Here is a 20,283-nt window from a genome sequence, read left to right on the forward strand (position 1 = left end):
TTCAAGTGTTATCTGTAGTATTGCCCCATGGGTCATGGAGCCGCTCCCGCGAACAACGCCGTCCCCCGCACGCGCCTGGACGCGGACAACGCCGCCCGGGTGGCGACCACCCTGCAGGCCCTGGCCACCCCGTCCCGCCTGCTGATCCTCGCCCGCCTGCGCGAAGGGCCCTGCGCGGCCACCGAACTCGCCCACGCCGTCGGCATGGAGCAGTCCGCCTGCTCCCACCAACTGCGGCTCCTGCGCAACCTCGGCCTGGTCACCGGCACCCGGCAGGGCCGCTCGGTGGTCTACGCGCTGTACGACAACCACGTCGCCGAACTCCTCGACCAGGCCGTGTACCACACCGAGCACCTGCGCCTCGGACTCAGCGACGCCGACGGCACCGCGGACGCCGACCTCACCGGCGACACGATGGCCGGCGCCACGTCCTGATCCGCCGCCCGGAACCCCGCCCCGCCGGCTCCCACCGCGCGGAACCCCGCCCCTCCGGCTCCCACCGCCCCGGCGCGAAACCGTCAGGCGCGGACGCCCAGTTGGGCCAGCAGGGTCGCGTTGTCCTCGATGTGCCAGTCCTCGGTGATCCGGTCGGTGCCGACGTGCTGGATGTCGATGGCGTTGAACTCGACGTCCTGGCCCCGGCCCCGCACGCCGTCGAAGGTGCCGGTGAAGTGGCCGCGGAAGACCAGCCGGGCGGTGATCTTGTCGCCGGTGACCAGCAGGTCGGACAGCTCGCAGGTCAGGTCCGGGACGGCGGCGCGGAAGTTCTTCGAGGCGAACAGCGGCCCGGCGGGGCCCTGCGGACGGCCCGGCGGCAGGGTCTCGTCCCGGAACCGCGGGCTGATCGCCGCGTCCAGGTAGCGCTGCTCGCCGGTGTTCCAGAAGGTGTACAGCTGCTGGGCGAGGTAGACCTCCTGAGCGGCACGCCGGGCGCCGACCGAACGGTCCGCGGTGAGCGCCTTCGGCTGGACGAGGCCGGGCGTGCGGTCGATCAGCCGCTGCGGCCAGTCCCGGGCGGAGTCGTGCCGGCCGCCGCCGTGGACGGGGGCGGCCGAGGCGGTGCCGCCCGTCAGGGCGACCAGGGCCGCCAGGACGGCGGCGGTGCGGATCACGGTGCGCGAACGCATGGAGGAACTCCTCGGGTCGGGGTGGGCACGCCCGGGAGTCGGGCGTGCCGGGGAGAGAGCGACGCGGCTGCGACGGCGGCCGCCGCGGCCGCGGTTCAGGCGAGCCGTCCGCCGCCGTCCACGTGCAGCACCGTGCCGGTGACGTACGGGTTGTCGATGGCGTAGAGGACCGCCTTGACCAGGTCCTCCGGGGCGCCGACACGACGGGCCGGGTTGCGCTCGGCGACCCCGCGCAGGAACGCCTCCTTGCCGGCGCCCAGGCCGTCCCAGGAGCCGGTGTCGACGATGCCCGGCGAGACGGCGTTGACCCGGACCGGCGCGATCTCCACCGCCAGCGCCTGCACCAGGAAGGCCAGCGCGCCGTTGGTGGTGGCCATCACCGTGCGCGCGGGCGCCGGGCGCCACGCGGCCACGCCGGAGAAGAAGGTGAAGGAGCCGCTCTCGGAGACCTGCCCGGCCAGGTGCTTGGCCAGCAGCAGGGGACCGATCACCTTCGCCGCGAACGCCCGCTGGACGTCGGCCGCTTCGAGCTCCCGCAGCGGGCCGTTGGCCGGCAACGCGGCGGTCGAGACCAGGTGGTCGAAGCGCCCGGCCCGGGCGGCGAAGGCGGAGATCGACTCCTCGTCCGTGATGTCGAGGGCGATCGTCTCGGACGGCCCGGACAGCTCGCCGGCCGTCCACTCCAGCTTGCGCGGGTCCGGGCCGGCCAGCACCAGGGAGGCGCCGGCCGCCGAGGCGGCCTTCGCGAGGGCCTGTCCGGTGCGCGAACCCGCACCGACGACGACGAGCCGCTGCCCCCGCAGGGAGGTGGTGTCGGACATGGAGTCACTCCTTCTGATCGTCAGGGTTCGGCCACCCGCTGCTTCCCGCCGGCGGCCGCAGGACGACTCTCCCCCGACCAGCGGTGATGAGTCCAAGGCATGTTTTCTAGAACTCCGATAACATCTGTTCATGGCAACGCCGACGCTCAGGCAGCTCGAGTACCTGACCACCGTGGTCGACACCGGATCGTTCACCCGGGCCGCCGAACAGCTGCACGTCACCCAGCCCGCCCTCTCCCACCAGATCCGCGCCCTGGAGGGCGCCCTCGGCGGCCCGCTGCTGGAACGCCTCCCCCGCTCGGTGCGGCTCACCCCGATGGGCCGGTCCGTCCTGCCGCACGCCCGCGCCGCACTCGCCGAGGCCGAGCGCCTGCACGCCGCGGCCCGCCGCACGGCAGGCCTGGAGGAGGGCGAACTGGAGGTCGCCGTCGTCTACTCGGTCAGCCTCGGCATCCTGCCGCCGGTGCTGCGGGACTGGCACCGCCACCACCCCGGCGTACGGATCCGGCTGCGCGAGTACCCGCACGCCGACCGGCTCCGGGACGCCATGGCAGCGGGCCGCGCCGACCTCGCCATCGGCCCCGAGCCGGCCGGCTGGGAGGGCCCGATCAGGGAACTCGGCGTCGAGGAGTTCACCATCGTGCTGCCCGCCGAGGACCCGTTGGCCGGGCGCCCCGGCGGCACCGTCGCCCTCACCGAACTCGCCGACCGCGACTGGGTGCACTACGCCCCCGACAACGGCCTCGCCGACCTCCTGGACCAGGTCTGCGCCCGGGCGGGATTCCGCCCCCGGGCGGCGGTCCGCGCCGAACAGACCTCGGCCGCACCGCTGTTGGCCGCGGCCGGACTCGGGCCCGCCCTGGTGCCCGCCGACATCGTCCCCGCCCGTTTCGAGGGTGCCCTGCTGCGCCCGGAACCCCCGGTCCTGCGCACCCTCACCGCCTACACCCGCACCCGCCCCGACCCGCTCACCGTGGCCTTCGCCGACCTCCTGGCCCGCCGGGCCCGGGTCGGCCCCGACCGGTCGCCCGGGCCCGCGCCGGGCGCTTCCGCAGGACGCGCGTAGTCAGGAACCCGGGAGCTGCGCCGGGCGCGGGCCGGAACGCCCGCGCCCGCTGCTCCGGACGCTCCCGCGCCGGGCCGTCGGCGGAGGGTCACCCGACCGCGGCGCCGGCGCCCTCGGCGGAACCCTCCGCGGGGCGCGGCCGTGGCGTCCGGGGCATCCGCGACGCGACGGCGAGCGTGAGGACGACGACCACGGCCATGGCGAGGAAGACGTCGGAGTAGGCCGCGCCGTCGTGGCCGGAGTGGAGGGGGTTGACGGCGTCCCCGCCGGCCTGCCGCCGGGCGGACACCAGCACGCCGAACACGGCGGGGCCGGTTCCGGCCCCGAGGAACTGGGCCCCCTGGAGGATCCCGATCCCGGCACCCACCTGCTCGGGCGGCAGTTCGCCCGCCGCGGCGCCGATGACGGTGGTCATCACGAGCATGAAGCCGATGCTCAGTCCGAGGATCCCGACACCGGCGAGGACCACCGAGGAGCCGCCGGTGAAGGACGAGAGGAACAGCGAGAACAGCCCGATGAGGCCGAGCCCGGAGAGCACCAGGACCCGGGCGTCGACGCGGCCGGCGAGGCGTCCGATCCACGGGGAGAGCAGCGCGGTCACGAGGCCGGCCGGGATCATCACCAAGGCGCCCTCGCCCGGGGTGAGTTCGTCGACCTCCACGAGCAGCAGCGGGACGAACACCAAGCCGCCGAGGTTGACGACCATCGCCAGGAACGCGACGAGGACGCCGGTCCGGTACCCGCGGTGGGTGAACAGGCCCGGCGGCACGAACGGCTGGTCGACCCGGGCGGTGCGCACCCCGAAGAGCACGAGCGCCGCGACCGCGACCGCGAGGCCGCCCCAGGACAGCGGGTCGGTGAAGCCGGAGACCTGGGCCCGGGTCATGCCGAACAGGACGAGACCGGCCCCGAGGCCGAGGAGGACGCCGCCGGGGAGGTCGAGCCGGCCCGAGCTCCGCGGGGTGTCGTCCGGGAGTACCCGCAGGGCCGGCAGGAGGAGCAGCAGCGAGACCGCGAGCATGATCCAGAACAGCGCGGGCCAGCCGAGCGTCTCTCCGATGCCGCCGCCCAGCGCCGGTCCGGCGGCGGTGCCGACGCCCGCGCCGGCGGAGACGACGCCGATCCCGACACCGCGCCGCTCCGGCGGCAGCAGCGTCGTGACGGCGACGATCGAGAGCACGGGGATCGCGGCCGCGCCGGCGCCCGTGACGATCCGCCCGGCCACGAGCACGGCCAGGTTCGGGGAGATCGCGCAGACCAGGCTGCCGAGGGCGTAGGTGAGCAGCGCGAAAGCGAAGAGGCGGCGCAGGCTCACGCGGTCGGAGATGCGGCCGTACAGGGGGATCCCGACCGAGAACATCAGCAGGAATCCGGTGACGACCCAGGCGAGTTCCGCCTCGGAGGCCCCGAACTCGGCCCCGATCGTCGGAAGCATCAGGTTGACCATGTCGCTGGCCGTGACCGTGGCGAGGATCGCCGGCGTCAGCACGGCCAGTAAGCCCGGTCCCGGGCCGGTTCGCCCGGCCGCGCTCGGTGTGGAAGTCATGGAAGGCCCTTCGGGCGGCTTACCGCCACCATCGTGATTACATTTTGGGGAGAAAAAAGGCGGAGGACAGCGCCTCCGCCATCGGTCAGCCCGCGACCCGTCGCGCGACCTCCCGCTCGTTGTCCAGCACCTGCCGGACGAGATGGGCGATCGTCGTCCGCCCGAGCCGCTCCTCCATGGCCCGCTCCGCGGCCCGGAACTCCGCGTCGAGCAGCCCCTGCATGTTCCGCCCCACCTCGCACTCGGCGCTCGGCGGATGCGGGTGCCGCGACAGGACCGGCCCCGTCTCCACGGCGGCGTACGCGTCGTGGAGCGTGATCTCACGGGCGGGCCGGGCGAGCGACCAGCCGCCGTTGCGCCCCTCGGTGGACCGGACCAGACCGGCGTCCCGCAGGCTGCCGAGGATCCGCCGCACCAGGACCGGATTGCCGGCCAGGCTCTCCGCGATCTCCACCGAGGTCAGCGAGCGGTCCCAGCGGCCCAGCATGGTGAGCGCGTGGATCGCGACCGCGCTTCTGCTGCTGATGCCCACCGTGCCTCCTCCTTCGCGGCGGCCACCCGGCCGACCGAACCGCAACCACGCTAGTTGCGGTTCGTTCGGCGTGTCAATCCGGTGCGTCGGGGCGCCCACCGGTACCCGCCGCATACGTTTGACCCCTCACCCGCTCCGACCCCCGAGGAGTCCGCCGATGACCGACCACACCCGCACCCACCTGCTCACGGCCATCGAACTCGCGGCCTCCGCCCGCGCCCACGGCAACCACCCCTTCGGCGCACTGCTCACCGACCCGTCCGGAGGCGTCCTGCTCACGGCCGAGAACACCGTGCTGACGGACCACGACGTCACCGCCCACGCGGAGACCAACCTGGTGCGCCAGGCCTGCCGCACCCTGGCCCCGCACCAGCTCGCCGGGACGGTCCTGTACTCCAGCACCGAGCCCTGCGCGATGTGCGCCGGCGCGATCTACTGGAGCGGCATCCGGCGGGTCGTCTACGCGCTCGCCGCCACCGAACTCAACGTCATCGCGGGAGCCGACCCGGACGAGCCCGTGCTCGACCTGCCCTGCCGCCAGGTCTTCGCCGCCGGCGGCAACACCGTGGACGTCTCCGGCCCGCACCTCTTCGAGGAGGCCTCCGCCGTGCACACGGGGTACTGGAGCTGACCGGCGCCGCACCGCCAACGCCCCGGCCCCGAGCCGGAGTTCACCCACCGGCCGGGGCGGCTCGGCTTCCTGCGCCCCGACGGCTCCGCGGCCGCGCGCCAGGCGGCGGCCGCCGCGGAGCGACAGACTGGGACCCGGGTGGCCGAGTGGCAGGAGACGCGATGAGCACGACGGAACCGCTGCCGACGGAGACCGACGCCTGGGTGGTGGACCGCCCCGGGCCGGTCGGCGGGCCGGGACCGGGCCCACTGGCGCGGGAACGGCGGCCGCTGGAGGCCCCCGGGCCGCAGGAGATCCTGGTGGAGGTGGAGGCCTGCGGGGTGTGCCGCACGGACCTCCACCTCGCGGAGGGGGACCTCTCCCCCAGGACGGCCCGGTGCACGCCCGGGCACGAGGTGGTCGGGCGCGTACGCGCCGTCGGCGCCGGGGTCGAGGAGTTCGCCGCAGGAGACCGGGCCGGGGTGGCCTGGCTGGCCCGGACCTGCGGCCGGTGCGCGTACTGCCGCAGCGGCCGCGAGAACCTCTGCCCCGACTCCCGCTACACCGGCTGGGACCGCCACGGCGGGTACGCCCGGCACGTCACCGCGGACGCCCGCTACGCCTACCGGCTGCCCGAGGGCCCGCCCGCCGAGGAACTGGCCCCGCTGCTGTGCGCCGGGATCATCGGCTACCGGGCCCTGGAACGGGCCGAACTGCCGGCCGGCGGGCTGCTCGGCATCTACGGCTTCGGCGCGTCCGCGCACCTGACCGCCCAGATCGCCCTCGCCCGGGGCGCCCGGGTGGCCGTGTTCACCCGGGCCGCGCCCGCGAGGCGGCTCGCGCTGGACCTCGGCGCCGGATTCGCCGGGGACTCCTACGACACCCCACCGGAGCCGCTGGACGCCGCCATCCTCTTCGCCCCCGTCGGCGAGCTCGTGCCCGTCGCCCTCGCCGCCCTCGACCGCGGCGGCACGCTCGCCGTCGCGGGCATCCACCTCACCGACGTCCCGGAGCTGAACTACCAGCGGCACCTCTTCCAGGAGCGCACCCTGCGCAGCGTCACCGCCAACACCCGCGCCGACGGGCAGGCCTTCCTGGCGGAGGCCGCCCGCGCCCGCCCGGCCGTCCACGTGACCCGCTACCCGCTGTGGCGGGCGGACACCGCGCTCGCGGACCTCGCCGCGGACCGGGTCACCGGGGTCGCGGTGCTCGTCCCCGAGTAGCCGAACGAGCCGTACCGTTCAGGTCACCGCCCGGCCGCGTAGCCCTGCATGCCCCGCGGGTCCGCGGCGGCCGACAGGAGGCCGGTGCGCGGATCGCGGGCCACCGCGCAGACCCGGCCCTCGCTCCACGGCCCGGCGACCCGCACCCGGTGCCGGCGCCGGCGCAGTTCGGCGATGACGGCCTCGCCGACCCGGGATTCGACGACGACCCGGGCCGGGTCCATGGTGTGCGGGTGGAAGGAGGACGGGAACCCCTCCTGGTGCCAGTTCGGGGCGTCGATGGCGCCCTGCAGGTCGAGGCCGCCGCGCACGGCCGGGCGCAGGGCGACGGCCAGGAAGAAGTGCAGGGTCCACTGGTCCTGGGCGTCGCCGCCCGGGGTGCCGAAGGCCAGTACCGGCTCGCCGTCCCGCAGCGCCAGCGACGGGGACAGCGTGGTGCGCGGGCGGCGGCCGGGAGCGAGGGAGTTGGGCAGTCCCGGTCGGAGGTGGGCCATCTGGAGGCGTGTCCCGAGCGGGAAGCCCAGCTCCGGGACGACCGGGCTGGACTGCAGCCAGCCGCCGCTGGGCGTGGCGGACACCATGTTGCCCCAGCGGTCGACCACGTCGACGTGGCAGGTGTCGCCCCGGGTGGCCCCGTCGGCGGCGGCGACCGGTCCGACGTGGTCGGTGCGGGCGCCCGGGTCCTCGGCGCCCTGGTCGCCACCGCCGAGCGCCATCGCCCAGTCTCCGGGCCCCGGCACGACGGCCGAGGCGCTTCGTCCGAGCCTCGGCGAGCGGCCACCGGGGCGGCCCGGGCGGAGCTCGGCCGATGCGAACTCCCCGACCAGCGAACGGCGTTCGGCGCTGTAGCCGGGATCGAGCAGATCGGCCACGGTGGCTTCGACGTGCTCGGTGTCGTCTCCGTACCAGGCCTCCCGGTCGGCCATCGCCAGCTTGCCGCCCTCGATCAGCGTGTGGAGGTACTCCGGCCCGCCGTACGCGTGGGACGACCGCCCGAACCCGTCGGGCAGCAGGGCGAGTTGCTGGAGGAAGACCGGCCCCTGGCTCCACATGTCCGGTTTGCAGACCGTCCAGCCGTCCCACTCGTGGCGGACCGGCTCCTCGTACGTCGCCTCGAAGGCCGCGAGGTCGTCCCCCGTGAGGACTCCGGCGTGCGGCACGCCCGAGGTGTCCATCGCCGGCCGCGACGCGAACTCCGCGATCGCGTCCGCGACGAACCCCTGGCGCCAGACCCGCCGCGCCGCCTCGATCTGCTGCTCCCGCCCCGCCCCGGCGGCCTCCGCCTCCGCCAGCAGCCGCCTCCAGGTGTCGGCGAGGCGGACGTTGCGCAGCAGCGCGCCCGCGGCGGGCGGGCGCCCGTCCGGCAGGTAGAGCGCGGCCGAGCTCGGCCAGTGGCGCTCGAACTGCTCGCGCACCGCCGCGACCGTCGCGCCGACCGCCGGCAGCGCCGGATGTCCGTGCGCCGCATGGCCGATGGCGTAACGGAGCACCTCGGCCAGGCGTTTGGTGCCGTGGTCGCGGAGCAGCAGCAGCCAGGCGTCGAACGCGCCGGGGACGGCGGCGGCCAGCGGCCCGGTGCCGGGCACCTCGTCCAGGCCGAGCGCGGTGAAGTGCCCGATGGTGGCTCCGGCGGGTGCTCCGCCCTGGCCGCAGAGCATCTGCGGACGTCCCCCCGCCGGGGCGAGGATGATCGGCACCTCACCCGCCGGGCCGTTCATGTGCGGTTCGACCACCTGGAGCGTGAACCCGGCGGCCACGGCGGCGTCGAAGGCGTTCCCGCCGTCCTCCAGCACCGCCATCGCCGCCGCGGTGGCCAGCCAGTGGGACGAAGCCGCCATGCCGAAAGTGCCCTGCAGTGTCGGACGGGTGGTGAACATGCGAGTCCTCCTTGGGTTCGGCCCGGCCCTCGGGGATCCCTACCCCGCGAGGCCCCGGCTTGAAAGTCCGTCGGCGGACCCGTCCGCCGGCGGACGCCCGGTCCTCGGGTCGTCGGGTCGTCGGGTCGTCCGTCCGCCCGGCCGGACGCCGCCGGAGGCCGGCGCGCGGAGTCGCTGATCCCCCGCCAGGCCGATGCCCGGCGCGCTCCGGAGTGAATGCGTCCCCGTTCGGCGGCCTGGAGACCGCTGTCGGATTTTCCGACCGGACGCCGCGTCATACGGTCGCCGAGGGTACCCGCCCGTCTGCGCCAGGTGCGCAATCCACGGCGACCGCCCCGCCCGGCGCCGTCCCCGTCCGGCACCGCTCGCGACACCCGGCCGCTCGATCGAAGGAAACCCTCATGAGGCGCTGTCCCCCCACCACCGGGCCCGAACGAAGACGGCACCGACCGGTCGCGAAACGCGGAAGGCCCGTCCGGGCGGTGCTGCCCCTCCTGCTCGCGCTCGGCCTCGCCGTCGGCTCCTTCGCCGCGCCCGCGGCGGCCCGCGCCAAGGACCGCGTCGAGGACCGCGCCAAGGACCGCGCCGCGCACCCGGCGGTGGCCGGCGCCCCGGCAGCCGGCCCGGCCGACGGCGGCACCGGCCGGCACGGCGGCCGACAGCAGCCGGTGACCCTGGCGAAGACCGGCACGGACCTCGCCACCGGCAGCACCACCCAGGCCGCCCACGGCGACACCGTCCGCTGGGTGGTCTCCGTGACCAACCCCGACACCGCACCGGTCGGCACCACGGTCACCGATGTGATCCAGGGCGGCCCGGGCAGCACCCCGCAGACCCAGACCTACGTACCCGGCTCGCTCCACGCGCCCCCCGGCTTCACCGAGCAGTGGTCCACCGACGGCGGAACCACCTTCACCGGTACCGACCAGGGCACCGCCACCAACGCCGTCCGGGCGGCCAACCCGGCGCTCAGCGCGCCGGCGACCGGTCAGGTGGTCCCGATCCCGCCGCCGTTCACCCCGGTCAACACGGCCACCGGCGGCGACGGCTTCACCCCCGTCCTGTACACCGCCACCGTCAACGGCTCCCCCACCCCCGAGATCTGGAACATCTACCACCACGGCTTCTCCAACACCGCCAGCGTGGTCTGCACCGACCAGCTCACCAACGGCCCCTGCCCGACCCCGGCCGGTGCCCCCGCGACCTGGCCCCAGGCGCTGAACTCCTCGGTCGCCGGAGCGACCACCGGCGACCTCGGCAGCACCCGGACACCGACCTACGTGCAGATCGGCTCCAAGCTGTACTACGCCGCGATCAGCCGGGTCACCCCCGCCCTGATCGGCGTCGGCTGCATCGACCTCCAGGCCCAGGCGAGCTGCGGTTTCACCGCCCTCCAGAGCGGCACCGGCCTCGCCGTCGGCGGCGTCGTCCAGGCACCCGACCAGCTGATCTACGCCGTCTCCACCACCGGCGAGATCCTCTGCTACGACCCCGCCGCCAACGCCTCCTGCGGCACCTTCGACATCGGCCTGCCCCCCAACGAGGGCCAGACCGCCTTCAGCGGCGACTACGCCGGCATCATGCGGGTCGTCGACGGCAAGATCTACGTCACCGACAACACCCCGGCCCCCCTGCCCACCGTGATGTCCTGCTTCGACCCGTCGACGAAGGCCGCCTGCACCGGCTGGACCACCCCGAAGACCGTTGTCACCCCGACCGGCACCGCCCCCGCCCGGGCCGACAACGTCTTCGAGATGTACGACCCGGCCGGCACCGTCACCGGCGTCTGCACGGCGGTCGGCGGCGTCTACCAGGAGGTCACCCCGCCGGTCGGCTCCGTCGTCTGCTTCGACCTGACGGGCAACCCCGTCGCCGCGCCCCCCGGCCTCCAGGCCCTCCTCAGCACCAACGCCGCCCCCGGCGAGGCCAACTACCAGGTGCCGTTGACCATCACCGCTCCCAACGGCCACCTCGAGACCGAGTTCCCGCTCTGGATCTACCAGGGCCTGACGCCCACCCTCAACAGCACCGAGTACTGCTACGACTGGGCGGTCCAGGGCCCCTGCGCCCAGTACGGCACCAACGGCATCGTCAACGGCCCGCCCGACGTCAACGGCGGCAACACCAGCCCGTACGGCTTCGCCTACGACGGCCAGTGCAAGTACAGCCTCGGCGACACCGGCTACCTGTTCTCGATCGACCCGGTCACCGGGGCCTCGCCCTGCCTGAAGACCAAGGCCCGGGGCACCGTCGACCCCTCCGCGTACTACTGCGACGGAGCCACCGGGCACGTCCGGTCCTACGGAACCGTCAGCCTGCTCGGCATCGACCCGACGACCGTCGACTTCACCCAGTCCTCGGTGACGGTGCTGGCAGCCGACGGGACCGTCCTCGGCACCTTCCCCTTCGACCCCGCCACCGGAACCGCGGACATCTCCTCCGTCCCGGTCGGCGACCAGCCGATCCAGGTCGTCGCCAACCTCACCCTGATCAGCGGATCGTCCTTCACCCCCGACAACCACCCGCGGATGCAGGTCACCTTCGTCGGCGACGCCCCGCAGATCTGCTTCGAGACCACCGTGGCGACCGACTGCGCCGTCACGGCCGTCACCAACCAGGCGTCCGCCGTCACCGACGGCCAGGCGCCCGTCACCTCCGACACCGTCACGCTCCAGGTGGCCCCCGGCGCCCAGTGCGCGCCGGCGCTGACGATCGCCAAGGAGGTCTGCACCTCCACCAGCGCGGGCGACTGCACCGACGGCGGACCGGGCCCCTGGGCCGCGACCACCACGATCCCCTCCGGCAGCACCGCCTACTGGCGGATCACCGTCACCAACACCGGCACCGTACCGGTCACCGGCATCACCCTCACCGACACCGTCACCCCCTCCTGCGCCACCGCGGCCGGCACCTTCGACCTCGCGCCGGGCGCCTCCCACCAGGTCTTCTGCGACCTGCCGAACGTCACCCGGACCACCACCAACACCGTCACCGCCACCTTCCCCGGCCCCGGCGGCACACCCGTCACCACACCCCCTGCCGAGGCCACCGTCGACGTGAGCGGCACCGGCACCCCGTCACTGAACGTCGACAAGCAGGTCTGCCGGTCCGACCGCGCGGCCGACTGCGGCGAGGGAGGAGCCGGCCCCTGGGGCAAGGAGGCGACCCTCCACAAGGGGAACTCCCCCGAGGATCCGTGCGCCCCGGACAAGTGCCGGGCCTTCTGGCGGATCACCGTCACCAACACCGGCACCGTGGACCTGACCGGCATCACCCTGAACGACTCCCAGGAGCCGGCCTGCGTGGCGGCGGCCGGAACGTTCGACCTGGCCGCGGGGCAGACGAAGACGTTCCACTGCTCCAGCCTGATCGGCGAGGACACCGTCAACACGGTCACCGCCTCCTACGTGCCCCCGGGCTCCCCGCCCGGGACCGCGCCGGTGACCACCCCGCCGTCCTCCGCGCTCGCCCGCTGCGAGCCGCCGTGCGAGCCGGACGAGCCCCACCACCACGGGCCCGGCCACGGCCACGGGCCGCACGACGGCGACCCGTACCTCCAGCAGGGCGCCGGGACGTGGCCGTCCACCGCCTTCACCGGCCTCCCCTACCTCACCAGCGACCCTACGCTCCCCGACCTCGACTGGCTGCTGCCCCTCCTGGTCCGCGCGGGCGGCGCGACGGGGTGACCCAGGAGCCGCCCCGACGGGCCCGGGGGTGACGGCCGGAGAAGGCCCCCTCCCCCGGCCGCCACCGGCTCCCGCGGGTCGACACACGAGGAGGGCCCCCCGGCCGGTCGGCTCGGCGGGGGCCCTCCTCGTGTGTCCGTCTCGTGTTCCCGTCGGTCGGGCCGCGCGGGGAGCCGGATGGCGCCCGCGCGGCCGAACCTCGTCGGGTTCAGGGGCGTCGTCGGGCCGGCTGGTGTCCACGGTGACCGCTCGACTCGTGGCGCGCCTGGGTGTCGCGACCGGAGGCGGCCCGGGTGGCACCGGCGGTGTGGGCGGGGCGACCGCGGCGGGCACGGCTCGCGGACGGGCCGCGGCGCGGCCGTTCGACGACGGGGTCGGGAATCACGGTGGGGACGCCGGTGGGCACGCGGGCTCCGGTGATGCGCACCAGGTCCTCGCCGCCGGAGCTGACCCTGGTGGTGACCGGGGTGATGGCGGCCGTCGCCATCAGGCGGGCCATCGCCCGGCGCTGCTGGGGCAGCACCAGCGTGACGACGGTGCCGGACTCGCCGGCCCGGGCGGTGCGGCCGCCCCGGTGGAGGTAGTCCTTGTGGTCGGTCGGCGGGTCCAGGTTGACGACCAGGTCGAGCCCGTCGACGTGGATGCCCCGGGCGGCGACGTTGGTCGCGATCAACGCGGTCACCTGGCCGCTGTGGAACTGCTCCAGGGTGCGGGTGCGCTGGGGCTGGGACTTGCCGCCGTGCAGGGCCGCGGCCTTCACCCCGTTCGCGAGCAGGTCCGCCACCAGGCGGTCCGCGCCGTCCTTGGTGTCGATGAACATGATCACCCTGCCGTCGCGGGACGCGATGCGGGCGATCGTGGCGTTCTTGTCGAAGCTCTGCACCTGCAGGACGTGGTGCTCCATGGTGCTCACCGCTCCCGCGGACGGATCCACCGAGTGGGTGACGGGGTCCTGGAGGAAGCGCCGCACCAGCCGGTCGACGTTGCGGTCCAGGGTGGCGGAGAACAGCATCGTCTGACAGCCGTCGGAGACCTGCTCGAGGAGCTCGGTGACCTGCGGCAGGAAGCCCATGTCGGCCATCTGGTCGGCCTCGTCGAGCACCGTGATGCCGACCTCGTCCAGCCGGCAGGAGCCGCGCTGGATCAGGTCCTTGAGCCGGCCGGGCGTGGCCACCACGACCTCCGCCCCGCGGTTCAGCACCCACGCCTGGCGGCCGATCGGCATTCCGCCCACCGCGGTCGCCATCCTCAGGCGCAGCGCGTGGGCGTAGGGGGTGAGGGCCTCGGTGACCTGCTGCGCGAGCTCGCGGGTGGGGACCAGCACCAGGGCCAGCGGACGGCGCGGCTCGGCCCTGCGCCCGGCGGTGCGGGCCAGTACGGCGAGGCCGAACGCGATGGTCTTGCCGGAGCCGGTGCGGCCGCGGCCGAGGACGTCGCGCCCGGCCAGCGAGTTCGGCAGCGTCGCGGCCTGGATCGGGAACGGCACGGTGACGCCCTGGCGGGTCAGCACCGACAGCAGTGCCTTCGGCATGTCCAGCTCGTCGAAGGACTCGACGGCCGGCAGCGCCGGGGTGGTGCTCACCGGCATCGCGAACTCGCCCTGGACGGAGCGCCCCTGAGCGGGGCGGCCGGAGGTACGTCGTCCTCCGGAGGGCCGGGCCCCGTAGGAGGAGCCGGCGCCGGAGCGGGGGCCCGCGGCGGAGCGGGAGTCGGTGTTCTGGTACGAGGAGCGACCGGAGCGGCTCATGCGGGGAAACCTTCCTCGGGGCGGCACGTCGCGAGGAGGGTTCCGCGGCGGTGTGCCGGCGGAGACCGCGAGGAAACGGGCCGAAAGTGGCGGGTGGGGCGGGCACGGCGGAACCGTGCGGCACCTCGGGTACGGTCGGCGCTCACCGCACAGCGCGGGAGCGAGAACCTCGAACCGTGAGCTGTCACGACAGGACGCCGGTCCGGGGACGCGACGCCGCGCGTCCCGCACGGGGACGGGCGCCGGTGGCGGTGGCGGTCAGGGGCCTGCACGGCGGCAGGACGCACCGTGCCGCAACGCCGAGGGGCCCGCACCGGGCGTGTGCGCGGTGCGGGCCCCTCGCTGCTTGGCGGGTGCCGTGGCAGAAGAATTACAGCGGGCGAATGTTCTCGGCCTGCGGGCCCTTCTGACCCTGCGTGACGTCGAACTCGACCTTCTGGCCCTCGAGCAGCTCACGGAAGCCGTTGGCGTTGATGTTCGAGTAGTGGGCGAAGACGTCCGGGCCGCCACCCTCCTGCTCGATGAAGCCGAAGCCCTTTTCCGAGTTGAACCACTTCACGGTGCCATTAGCCATTAAGAAATCTCCTTCAAGAGGCTGTCCGAAGCGCACACAGCGCACGCCTCGAGTCGCCGCGGGAAGCGCCCACCCGGGAAATGCCGGGAAACAAAAATACGCCTGCGAAACATCAGCAGGCGCACACAAAGTTCATGGGAACCACTACTGCAACTAAAACAACCCTAGCAGGCCCGAGCGCGCCGCGGACGGATATTTCCTCCCCGATTTCCGGGAGGCGCCCCCCGAGGCCCCGGGGCCCGGGCCGCCGCAGCCGTCAACGCACCCCGGGAGCATGCCAGTTGGCATGGCCGTCCGCCGTCCGGGCCGGCGCCCCGGGCGGGGCGATTCCCGCGGACACGGCCGGCCGTCCGTCGCGGCGGCAGCGCCGCTCAGGCCCTGCGCCCCGCCCACCTGGCGCCGCCCCGGCCTCCACCGGGACCGCACCCGCGACATTGCGACCCGGTTCGAACCCGAGTGCGTCGAAGAGGCTCGCTCCCGGGCTTTCCGGCGCATACTGGTGGCGATGACGAAACCTCCAGCAGTCCGCCGCCCCCTGCCCGGCAGTCCGTTCAAGGCCCCGGCCGCGGTGCCGCGCAAGCAGTTCGCCGCCGGTGACCGGGTCACCCATGACAGGTACGGCCTCGGCCGGGTCCTCGCCGTCGAGGGTGACGGCGACATCGCCGTCCTCGTCGACTTCGGGTCACAACAGGAACGCATCACCCCGCCGTACAGCGCGATGTTCACACTCTGACCTCGGCGCCCCGGCCCCTCGGCCGCCCGCGCCCCGGCACGCCGTGCCGGGGCGCGGAGTTTCGCGCGCGACGGCGCGCCCGGCCATCGGCCGCGACGGGCGTGCGCCCTCTGGCGCCGTTCACGGGTGCTTCTGTCCGATCGAGGTGAATGCCCACCCCGGGGGACCGGCACCGCAGTCCTCGCCGGTCGGCGCCCTGGACCCGGGTGGCACCGAGTCGCCCCCGGGCCGTCACGACCGGCTCGCCACACCCTGCGGTCCGACGCCGTCCGCGCGCGTCCCGGCCTGGACGGAGCCGGTCAAGGGCGGGCGACGGGACCGGCCGCCCGACGCGGCTGGGCGTCGGGCGGCCGGGCGGAGCCGGTGGGATCAGAAGGTGAGGTTCCAGGCGTCGATCGTGCCGGTGTCACCGGCGGCGCCGTCCTTCACCCGGAGCTTCCAGGTGCCGTTCGCCGCGCTCGCGGAGGCGTCGACGGTGTAGGTCTTGGCGACGTTGTCGGTGCTGTCGCCGTTCGGGAAGTCCTCCAGGAGGTAGACCGTGCCGTTCGGGGCGACGAGCGAGAGGACCAGGTCACCGCGGTAGGTGTGCTTGATGTCCACGCCGACCTTGAGCGTCGCGGGCGCGTTGCCGGTGACGCCGGTGACGGTGATCGGGCTCTCCACCGTGGTGTTGTCGGGGATCGCCACGTCGGCGGTGTTCTCGAAGTACTTGCCGGCGGGCGGGGTGGCGCCGCCGACGGCCTTCAGCGCGTCGACCTGGCCCTCGCCGAAGAAGGCGTTGTTGGCGGTGGTGCCGGTGCAGCGGCTGTCGGACGCGGGGCAGGCCAGGTCGTTGGCCTGGCTCGCGAGGCGGGCCCGGATGTCGGCCGGGGTGAGCGAGGGGTTGGCGCTGACGATCAGCGCGGCCACGCCGGCGACGTGCGGGGAGGCCATCGACGTGCCGTTCATGGTGCCGTACTTGCCACCGGGCAGGGTCGAGTAGACGCCGGTGGCGCCGTCGCCGCCGGGCGCCGCGACGTCGATGACGCCCCGGCCGAAGTTCGAGTAGGAGGCCTTGCCGCTGCCGCTGCCCGTGGCAGCGACCGTCACCACACCGGGGAGTTCGGTGGGGATGTCGAGGCAGGCGTTCGTGATGGTCCGGGTGGTCGGGGTGGAGTCGTTGGGGCTCGCGGTGTCGGTGGTCTTGTTGGCCAGGTCGTAGTTGGCGTTGCCGGCCGCCGCGACCTGCAGCGAGCCCTTGCCCTCGGCGTACTCCTGGGCGCGCTTGACGCCCTCGATGAGGGCCGCCTGGTCGAGGTCGTTCGGGCAGTTGAACTGCCACGGGTCGGTGTAGTAGCTGTTGTTGGTGACCTTGAAGCCGTGGTCACCGGACCAGACGAAGCCGCAGATGGTGTTCTCGGCGTAGAACAGGGTGCTGGTCGGCTCGGCGATGCGGACCGAGGCCACCTTCACGCCCGGTGCGACGCCGATGACGCCCTTGCCGTTCTTCGCGGCCGCGATGGTGCCGGCGACGTGGGTGCCGTGGTCGTCCACGGGCCGCCAGGCGCCGGTGCGGGTGTCGGGCTTGCCGTACGCGCAGGAGACCGAGTCGGCGGCGTCGAAGTTCGGCGCGAGGTCCTGGTGCTGGTCGTCCACGCCGGTGTCCAGTACGCCGACCTTGACGGACGGCGAGCCGGTGCTGATGCTCCAGGCCTGGTCGGCCTTGATCTGGGTCATGTCCCAGCGGTTGGACTCGGTGAGCGTGGTGGCCGCCTGGGCGGGGCCGGCGGGCAGCGCCGGACTGTAGGCGTCGGCCGGCACGTCGGTGGTGCGGGTCGCGCCGACCTGCTGGATGCCGGTGACGGTGCGCAGCGCGGCGGCGAAGCCCGCGCTGGTGGAGTGGGCGACGATCACGCCGATCTGGTCGTAACTCGAGAAAACGGTACCGCCGTTGGCGGCGACGGCGGCCTTGGCGGCGGCGACGTCGGCGGGGGCGCTGATCACCAGGTAGGCCCGGGTGCCGGCGGCCCAGCCGGCCGCTGCGCCGGCGACGGCGGGCGCGGCGGCGGCCTGGGCCTCGGGGGCCTGGGCCGCGGGCGCGGAGACGGCTCCGGGGGCGGTGGGGGTGGTGGTCGCGGTGGCGGCGGTCGCGAACCCGGTGGGGGTGGCGAGCGCCATGGCCGAGAGTACGGCGAGGGCCGCGGCCGGGCGGCCGAGCCGCCGGGATATCAGGGGTGACATGTGTCCTCCGATTCGACCCGTGCGTGAGGGGGAACCACACGGGAATTGAAGGAAACATGCCAGATTGAACCGGAGTTGGGGAAGACTTTACGCCTGACGACTTCTCAGGGGGGCGTTACGTTTTGATGTCACGGGGGCCGGGCTCGTCACCCTTGTCCGCATCGAGCCCCGAACGTCCCGCTCCGACCGGACCACGGGTTCGAGCCCGCCCGTGCGCGAATTCGCGGGCGGGGGCGTCACAGTCCCCGATCGGGGTAGACGCCAGGCCATCCCGATCAGCCGAGGAGGACGTCATGCCCGCCGGTTCGAACAAGAAGCGCGAACGCCAGTACGAGCACATCAAGGACAGCGCCCTGGACCGCGGTGAGAGCGAGAAGCGGGCCAAGGAGATCGCCGCCCGCACCGTGAACAAGGAACGTGCGCGGCACGGCGAGTCGAAGACGGCCAGCCGCTCCTCGACCCACGACATGTCGTCGTCCCGGCGCGGCGGCCTGCGCTCGCACTCCGGCTCCCAGGGGCCGACCAAGGAACAGCTCTACAACGAGGCCAAGCACCGCAACATCCACGGCCGCTCCACGATGAACAAGAAGCAGCTCGAGGACGCGCTCGGCCGCTGACCGCCGTCCGGACGGGCGCGCGGCCGACCCGCCGCCGTGCTCCGCGGCGGCGGCCCGGCACCGGGGGTCAGCGGCCGAGCCGGGGAACGCGCAGGGCCAGGAGGGCGACGTCGTCGTCGTTGTCCGGCGGCCGGACCCGTTCGAGGAGCCGCTCGCAGAACGCTTCGAGCCGGTGGTGGGCGAGGGCTGCCGCATGGCGGCGGAGCCGGTCGAGGCCGGGGTCGACGCCGTGGGCGCGGGATTCGATGAGGCCGTCGGTGTAGAGCAGCAGGGTGGAGCCCGGCGGAAGGTGCGCGGTGGCGTTCCCGCGGGCGGCCTCGGCACCGGTGCCCAGGAGCAGGCTGTGCGGTGCGTGGAGGTACTCGGCGCGGCCGTCGTGGGTGACGACCAGGGGTGGGGGGTGTCCGGCGTTGGTCCACGTCCAGGTCCGGCCGGACTCCGGGTGCGGGCCCAGGCGCCCCAGGACAAGGGTGGCCATCAGCCGGTCGGTGACACGGCCCAGGGCGTGGTCGAGCTGGTCGACCACGCCGCTGGGCGGGCCCTGGTGGGACCAGGCGAGGGCGCGGAGCATGTTGCGCAGCTGGGCCATGCCCGCGGCGGCCTCCAGGTCGTGGCCCACGACGTCGCCGACGACCAGGACGGTGGTGTCGCCGGGAAGGGTGAAGACGTCGTACCAGTCGCCGCCGACCTGGGAGGCGTCCGGCGCGGACAGGTAGGCGGCGTGCAGTTCGACCCCGGGCAGGTCGGGGAGGTGGGGCAGCAGGTGGCGCTGCATCGTCTCGGCGACCCGCCGCTGGCGCTGGTACAGGCGCGAGTTGGAGATCGCCACGCCGGCCCGGCGGGTGATGTCCTCCAGCAGCGACAGGTCGCGGGTGGCGAAGCGCACCCGGCCCTCGCCGCGTCCCAGCGTGAGCGCGCCGAGGACCTCCTTGGCGCCGCGGACGGGGGCGATGGCCGCCGAGCGCATGCCGGTGGCGGCGAACAGTTCGTGCTGGACGACGGCGATGCCGGAGTCCGGTCGGCCCTGGTAGACCTGCGGGCCGGCCAGGGAGGCGGCGGTGCCGCGCAGGGCGCGGGAGAGCGGCATCGGGGACTGCGGTGACACCGCGGGTATCGGCCCTTCCAGCTCCGGATGCCAGACCGGGCGGCCGTCCCGCTGCTCGACCACGCGGGTGCGCCGGATGTCGCCGGTGTCGTCGATGAGGTCGATCACCATCCAGTCGGCCAGGCGCGGCAGCACCAGGCCCGCCAGCCGGTCGACCATCTCCTCCTCGTTCATCGTCGACGTCAACGAGGTGGTGGTCTCGGCGAGCAGGGCGAGCCGTTCGAGTTCGGACAGCTGCCCGGGTGCGTCGGCGGCCGTGTCGGCCGGGCGGGGATGGAACAGCACCAGGGTCGCCGGGCCGCCGGCCGTCCGGTAGGGGGTGGCGGTCCACCGCACCGGCAGCAGCACGCCGTCACCGCGCGCGAACCACGTGCTCGCGCCGCTGCACGCGGCACGGGACAGCACGGCGTCCATGAGCGGGCACTGCGCCCGCGGGAGAACACTGCCGTCCGGGCCGCGGTGCAGCAGCTCGTGGTGGTCACGGCCGAGTACGTCCGCGCGCGCCGTCCCCAGCAGCGCGAGGGCCCGATCGTTGACCGCGACGATCAGGCCGCTGTCCTCGACCACGTACGCGCCCAGGTCGCCGACGTCCGGTGCCGAACCCGACGGCGCGACCGGCACCGGCTCCTGCCCTCGCATGAGACGCACCCTTCGCCCGTCGGTCGGAGAGGTTGAAATCGGAGAGGTCGGTTGGAAAGTGACACCAGTAGATCACGCGGCCGCGGCGCCCGGGGGTGCGAACGCGGAAGCCCTCCCCGTCCGCGTTGGCACCTGCCGGGCGGCCGCCCCCGGGCCCGGC

16 protein-coding genes are annotated in these 20,283 nt (G+C 74.2%); 7 read left to right on the top strand and 9 right to left on the bottom strand.

The window, feature by feature from the left end:
* The first annotated feature begins 27 nt into the window (after positions 1-27).
* Positions 28-435 carry an ArsR/SmtB family transcription factor gene (locus ACWD4P_RS09715; protein WP_359821637.1) on the top strand — a complete coding sequence of 136 codons (408 nt, stop codon included), beginning with the start codon at positions 28-30 and terminating at the stop codon, positions 433-435.
* Between the two features lie 83 nt (positions 436-518).
* Here ACWD4P_RS09715 and ACWD4P_RS09720 read toward each other — a convergent pair whose 3' ends face one another.
* Positions 519-1,127 (bottom strand): ester cyclase, encoded by a 609-nt coding sequence (locus ACWD4P_RS09720; protein WP_449779219.1) that lies wholly within the window; start codon positions 1,125-1,127, stop codon positions 519-521.
* A gap of 95 nt (positions 1,128-1,222) precedes the next feature.
* Positions 1,223-1,948 (bottom strand): SDR family oxidoreductase, encoded by a 726-nt coding sequence (locus ACWD4P_RS09725; RefSeq protein ID WP_449779220.1) that lies wholly within the window; start codon positions 1,946-1,948, stop codon positions 1,223-1,225.
* A 130-nt stretch (positions 1,949-2,078) separates the two neighbouring features.
* Here ACWD4P_RS09725 and ACWD4P_RS09730 point away from each other — a divergent pair, with 130 nt between their 5' ends.
* Positions 2,079-3,014, top strand: a complete 936-nt coding sequence (locus ACWD4P_RS09730) for a LysR family transcriptional regulator (protein WP_449779221.1) — start codon at positions 2,079-2,081, stop codon at positions 3,012-3,014.
* A gap of 88 nt (positions 3,015-3,102) precedes the next feature.
* Here the strand turns inward: ACWD4P_RS09730 and ACWD4P_RS09735 are convergent, their stop codons facing one another.
* On the bottom strand, positions 3,103-4,560 hold the full coding sequence (locus ACWD4P_RS09735) for an MFS transporter (protein WP_449779222.1): 1,458 nt from the start codon (positions 4,558-4,560) through the stop codon (positions 3,103-3,105).
* A gap of 85 nt (positions 4,561-4,645) precedes the next feature.
* Complete coding sequence (locus ACWD4P_RS09740) at positions 4,646-5,092, bottom strand: Rrf2 family transcriptional regulator (protein WP_359821648.1); 447 nt, start codon at positions 5,090-5,092, stop codon at positions 4,646-4,648.
* A gap of 157 nt (positions 5,093-5,249) precedes the next feature.
* Here ACWD4P_RS09740 and ACWD4P_RS09745 point away from each other — a divergent pair, with 157 nt between their 5' ends.
* Together ACWD4P_RS09745 and ACWD4P_RS09750 are read left to right on the top strand one after the other, a co-directional pair.
* Positions 5,250-5,723, top strand: a complete 474-nt coding sequence (locus ACWD4P_RS09745) for a nucleoside deaminase (protein ID WP_449779223.1) — start codon at positions 5,250-5,252, stop codon at positions 5,721-5,723.
* A 161-nt stretch (positions 5,724-5,884) separates the two neighbouring features.
* A complete protein-coding gene (locus tag ACWD4P_RS09750; protein ID WP_449779224.1) occupies positions 5,885-6,925 on the top strand; it encodes a zinc-binding alcohol dehydrogenase family protein in 1,041 nt (346 codons plus the stop codon).
* Positions 6,926-6,948: 23 nt separating this feature from the next.
* Here ACWD4P_RS09750 and ACWD4P_RS09755 read toward each other — a convergent pair whose 3' ends face one another.
* Positions 6,949-8,802, bottom strand: a complete 1,854-nt coding sequence (locus ACWD4P_RS09755; protein ID WP_449779225.1) for a gamma-glutamyltransferase family protein — start codon at positions 8,800-8,802, stop codon at positions 6,949-6,951.
* Between the two features lie 482 nt (positions 8,803-9,284).
* Here ACWD4P_RS09755 and ACWD4P_RS09760 point away from each other — a divergent pair, with 482 nt between their 5' ends.
* Positions 9,285-12,488 (top strand): DUF7617 domain-containing protein, encoded by a 3,204-nt coding sequence (locus ACWD4P_RS09760; protein WP_449779226.1) that lies wholly within the window; start codon positions 9,285-9,287, stop codon positions 12,486-12,488.
* Between the two features lie 208 nt (positions 12,489-12,696).
* Here the strand turns inward: ACWD4P_RS09760 and ACWD4P_RS09765 are convergent, their stop codons facing one another.
* Both ACWD4P_RS09765 and ACWD4P_RS09770 read right to left on the bottom strand, forming a co-directional pair.
* Positions 12,697-14,235, bottom strand: a complete 1,539-nt coding sequence (locus ACWD4P_RS09765; RefSeq protein WP_449779227.1) for a DEAD/DEAH box helicase — start codon at positions 14,233-14,235, stop codon at positions 12,697-12,699.
* A gap of 370 nt (positions 14,236-14,605) precedes the next feature.
* Complete coding sequence (locus ACWD4P_RS09770; protein WP_045694210.1) at positions 14,606-14,809, bottom strand: cold-shock protein; 204 nt, start codon at positions 14,807-14,809, stop codon at positions 14,606-14,608.
* Positions 14,810-15,314: 505 nt separating this feature from the next.
* Between ACWD4P_RS09770 and ACWD4P_RS09775 the strand changes: the two genes are divergently transcribed.
* Entirely contained in the window at positions 15,315-15,542 is a 228-nt protein-coding gene (locus ACWD4P_RS09775) for a hypothetical protein (RefSeq protein ID WP_449779228.1), read from the top strand.
* 369 nt (positions 15,543-15,911) lie between these two features.
* Here ACWD4P_RS09775 and ACWD4P_RS09780 read toward each other — a convergent pair whose 3' ends face one another.
* Entirely contained in the window at positions 15,912-17,762 is a 1,851-nt protein-coding gene (locus tag ACWD4P_RS09780) for a S8 family peptidase (protein WP_449779229.1), read from the bottom strand.
* 293 nt (positions 17,763-18,055) lie between these two features.
* On the opposite strand from ACWD4P_RS09780, the gene ACWD4P_RS09785 reads away from it, so the two are divergent.
* Positions 18,056-18,379: a plasmid stabilization protein gene (locus tag ACWD4P_RS09785; protein ID WP_449779230.1), complete on the top strand. Its 324-nt coding sequence runs from the start codon at positions 18,056-18,058 to the stop codon at positions 18,377-18,379.
* A 67-nt stretch (positions 18,380-18,446) separates the two neighbouring features.
* On the opposite strand, the gene ACWD4P_RS09790 is transcribed toward ACWD4P_RS09785, so the two are convergent.
* Positions 18,447-20,123: a SpoIIE family protein phosphatase gene (locus tag ACWD4P_RS09790; RefSeq protein WP_449779231.1), complete on the bottom strand. Its 1,677-nt coding sequence runs from the start codon at positions 20,121-20,123 to the stop codon at positions 18,447-18,449.
* Between the last annotated feature and the right edge of the window lie 160 nt (positions 20,124-20,283).

Source organism: Kitasatospora sp. NPDC002543 (assembly GCF_053594915.1).